At 48.8% G+C, this 4,429-nt stretch carries 4 protein-coding genes; all 4 read left to right on the forward strand.

Features of this window, described 5'->3' with window-relative positions:
• Window positions 1–639, forward strand: a 639-nt coding sequence (locus B5D20_RS13210; protein ID WP_200803517.1) for an aldehyde ferredoxin oxidoreductase C-terminal domain-containing protein, incomplete at its 5' end; no start/stop codon positions are given.
• 72 nt (window positions 640–711) lie between these two features.
• Window positions 712–2,592, forward strand: a complete 1,881-nt coding sequence (locus B5D20_RS13215; RefSeq protein WP_078666669.1) for a sigma-54-dependent Fis family transcriptional regulator — start codon at window positions 712–714, stop codon at window positions 2,590–2,592.
• Between the two features lie 173 nt (window positions 2,593–2,765).
• Complete coding sequence (locus B5D20_RS13220; protein WP_078666670.1) at window positions 2,766–3,929, forward strand: iron-containing alcohol dehydrogenase; 1,164 nt, start codon at window positions 2,766–2,768, stop codon at window positions 3,927–3,929.
• Between the two features lie 29 nt (window positions 3,930–3,958).
• Window positions 3,959–4,429, forward strand: a 471-nt coding sequence (locus B5D20_RS13225; RefSeq protein WP_278308393.1) for an aldehyde ferredoxin oxidoreductase N-terminal domain-containing protein, incomplete at its 3' end; no start/stop codon positions are given.

The raw sequence follows: 4,429 nt of genomic DNA on the forward strand, positions 1-4,429 counted from the left end.
AAGATGGGAGCCGGGGAAGGCCTGGGGGCCAAACTGGCGCTGGGTTCCGCCCGGTTGTGTGAGGCCTATGGCCATCCGGAGCTGGCGATGGCGGTCAAGAAGCAGGAACTGCCGGCCTATGACCCGCGGGGTGTGCAGGGCCATGGTTTGCAGTATGCTACCTCCAACCGGGGTGGCTGCCATGTGCGGGGTTACATGATTTCCCCGGAAATTCTGGGCTTGCCGGAGAAACTGGACCGGTTCTCCCTGGAGGGGAAAGCGGAATGGGTGAAGGTATTCCAGGACCTGACGGCAGTAATCGACAGCCTGGGGCTGTGCCTGTTCACCTCCTTTGCCCTGGGGGCGCAGGATTATGCCGACCTGTATAATGCCGCCACCGGGGAAAACCTGACAGCAGAACAACTGCTGGCCTGCGGGGAACGGATCTGGAACAATGAGCGCCTGTTCAACCTGCAGGAGGGCTATACCGCTCAGGACGATACCCTGCCCCGGCGTTTACTGGAAGAGCCCATTCCGGACGGGCCGTCCAAGGGCAGTGTGCACCGGCTGGCAGAACTGTTGCCTGTCTATTACCAGGTGCGGGGCTGGGATGAAAACGGAGTGCCAACAGCGGCCAGGAGACAGGAACTGGGGTTATAAGAAGAAAAGGAGGGCTTCCTGGACCGGGAAGTCCTCCTTTGACAATAATTCGCAAAGGTGGGTGAAAAGAGGATGAGTGAGCAATGGCGGCGCTTTATAGCTGGTGAGAATACAGTGAGTGGAGTAGAACCGATCATCCTGCGTTCCTGGCAGAGGAGCAGAGAAAGAAGAGTAAACTACCGACTGGTAAAGGATACTGATATACTCCCGGCGCCGCTTTTGCGTGAGCGTTGTCAAGCTCAGGAGAGTTTAGTTCAAGCTGCAGAACAGGTACTTCCGTATATTTATCGTTTGCTGCAGGGTCAGAATTATATGGTCATTTTGTGTGATTTCGAAGGCTATATTTTAAAAGTAGTCGGAGATCCGCCTTTTCTGACCAGAGCACAACAAGTACAGTTATCACCGGGAGCCAACTGGCGAGAAGACGTAAGGGGTACAAATGCCATTGGTACGTCAATTTCCGAAGGTACGGCAGTAAAAGTATTAGGCTGGGAGCATTATGTTCAGGAGAACCATTTTTTATCCTGCTGGGCTGCTCCTGTACGTAATCCCCAGGGGAAAATCGTAGGGGTTCTGGATATATCCGGAGAAAGTGGACAGAGAAATAGTCGTTTTCTGGAAATAGCCTTGATTGGCGCTAAAATGATCGAACAAAACCTGCTTCTTGCTGAATTGCAAAAAGAAGCTGCTATAAGTCAGCGAGGATTGCAGCTGGCTGGAGCTATGCTGCGGCAAGGATTTATTGTAATAGACAACAAAGGGGTAATCAAGGAAATTAACCAGCAGGGTGCGCAGCTCCTGGGTAAAAGACGAGAGGAAATAATTGGTAACACGGTAGGAGATGTTTTTGATAATACCAAAAGTATCCTGTTCAGCCACAAGAGATTAGACCTGCAGTTTGAAGACAATGCTGGCAAGGAAATTGATTCCCGTCTGATACGAGTTACTTCCCCTGAAGGTCGTTTGCTCGGTAGCGTTGGGGTTTTAAACCTGACCAGGGCAAATGTCGATCCCATAGAGTCCAGCTGCTGGGTTGGGAACTGTGCCAAATCGAAACAGGTGCTGGATATAGCGGCTAGAGCGGCTGCGGTCAATGTTTCTGTATTGCTTCAGGGGGAAAGTGGTACAGGTAAAGAAGTGATAGCCCGATATATTCATCAGCTGAGTGACCGCCGGGAAGGACCGTTTGTAGCCTTAAATTGTGCAGCCTTGCCTCCTAATTTGATTGAAAGTGAGCTTTTCGGCTATGCTGAAGGCGCTTTTACCGGTGCCAAAAAAGGTGGACAACCGGGCAAATTTGAACTGGCTGATGGCGGAACGATTTTTCTTGATGAAATTGGGGATATGCCTGCCAATGTACAGGTGGCTCTGTTAAGATTGCTGCAGGAAAGGGAAGTTTGTCGCATCGGTGATCACAAGGTCAGGAAAATTAATGTGAGGGTAATTGCGGCAACCCATAAAGATTTAGAAAAACTGGTTAAAACTGGCTTGTTTCGCCTGGATCTGTATTATCGTTTAAAAGTGGTTACCATTAACCTGCCGCCACTACGGGAGCGAATAGAGGACATCTATGACCTGGTACCCTATTTTGTTTCTAAAGCTTGCCAGAATATGGGTAAACCTTTGCTGGAAGTGGACCGGGAAATATATCCTTATTTACTTGCTTACCATTGGCCCGGAAATGTGCGGGAATTGGAAAATATTATAACTGGCATGGTTGCTTTAGCCGGTGGACCTCAAATCACGGTAGCGGATTTGCCTCCCGAACTGCGGCAAAATCTATTTTGTAGCACAAAAGTCGAGGAAGGAGCGTTATTGGAAGAAAAAACCAGGCTGGCTATTATCGAGGCATTACAAAAAACCAAAGGGAAAATTGCTCCGGCTGCCAGGCTGCTGGGAATGGGCAGAACTACCCTGTATCGAAAACTGAAGGAATACAATTTGCTTAAATGAACAAAGTGTACCGGCACGAACTGTTTTATTGTGGAACAGTTCGTTTTTTTTCGGTTCAGCAAAGCCGTTAATTCAGGTTGATGGATTTTTCTGAAAATTGGCATGAATTTTGCAAAAGATGATTAATGCCAACACAACCAGTAAAAGATTATAGTAGGAAGGAGGAATGAAAGATGTCAGTTGTTCATCAGGTTTATGGTTATTTTATGCCTACGGTTAATTTAATGGGGGCCGGGGCTGCTCAGAAAGTGGGTGAACAGGCAAAGCTTCTGGGGGGTAAAAAAGTCTTACTGGTTACTGATGCTTATTTGAACCAGATAGGCATGGCCAAAGAGATCAGTGACATTATTGAAAAGGAAGGCATTAAAGTAGTAATTTATCCGGGGGCAAAACCGAATCCGACTGATAAAAATGTTCATGATGGGGTTGACCTCTTCAAAAAAGAAGGCTGTGACCTGATTGTTTCCCTGGGTGGAGGTTCAAGTCATGACTGTGCCAAAGGGATTGGTATTGTAGCTGCTAATGGCGGGAACATCCGTGACTATGAAGGTGTGGATAAATCCACCAAACCGATGATTCCCTTGATTGCAGTCAACACAACAGCTGGTACTGCCAGTGAAATGACCCGTTTTTGTATCATCACTGATACGGACCGTCATGTAAAAATGGCTATCGTTGACTGGCGTTGTACTCCGAATGTTGCCATTAACGACCCGTTGCTGATGATGAAAAAGCCACCGGCATTGACCGCAGCTACTGGTATGGATGCCTTGACTCATGCGGTGGAAGCCTATGTATCCACGGCGGCTACTCCGGTAACCGATTCAGCTGCCCTGATGGCCATCAAATTGATTAGCCAGTATTTGCGGCGGGCAGTAGCAAATGGTGATGACTTTGAGGCCCGGGATAAAATGGCTTATGCTGAGTTTTTGGCTGGTATGGCGTTTAATAACGCCAGCCTCGGTTATGTTCATGCGATGGCTCACCAGCTGGGTGGTTTTTATAACCTGCCCCACGGGGTTTGCAATGCTATCCTCTTGCCTCATGTAGAACGGTTCAACCTGATCGCCAATCCGCAGCGGTTTGCTGATATTGCTGAAGCAATGGGAGAAAACATTGCCGGCCTTTCTGTGCGCGCTGCGGCTGACAAGGCGCTGGAGGCAATTGTGCAATTGTCCCAGGATATTGGGATTCCGCGGGGGCTGACTGAACTGGGAGTAAAAGAAGAAGATATTCCTGTCATGGCTCAAAATGCTATGAAAGATGCCTGTAGTTTAACCAACCCACGGAAGGCTACCCTGGAGGATGTAATTCAAATTTATAAAAATGCTTTGTAACAAGATATGAAGAAAGAGGTGTTTGCACAGTGTTCAATGCTTATTCGGGTAAAATTCTGCGCATCAATTTAACTACCGGTTCTATCACCACCGAAGCCCTGCCGGTGGAGAAAGCCAGAGCCTTTCTCGGCGGCCGGGGCCTGGGGGGCCGCATGCTGGCCGAGGAAATTCCGGCTGGTATCGATCCTTTGAGTGAAGCTAACAAAATCTTTTTCATTACCGGTCCGCTTACCGGTACTTCCGCTCCGACTTCCGGACGTTACATGGTAGTTACCAAATCCCCCCTCAACAATACCATTGCCTCTTCCAACTCCGGAGGTTTCTGGGGCGCAGAACTGAAATTCGCTGGCTATGACATGGTGATTGTAGAAGGGAAAGCAGCCAAACCCGTATATATCTACATCAAGGATGACCAGGTGGAAATCCGCCCTGCCGACAAGTACTGGGGCAAACTGGTCAGTGAAACCACTGACGGACTTCTGGCTGAGGCAGGAGACGAC

This window comes from Carboxydocella sporoproducens DSM 16521 (genome assembly GCF_900167165.1).
Lineage (GTDB): Bacteria > Bacillota.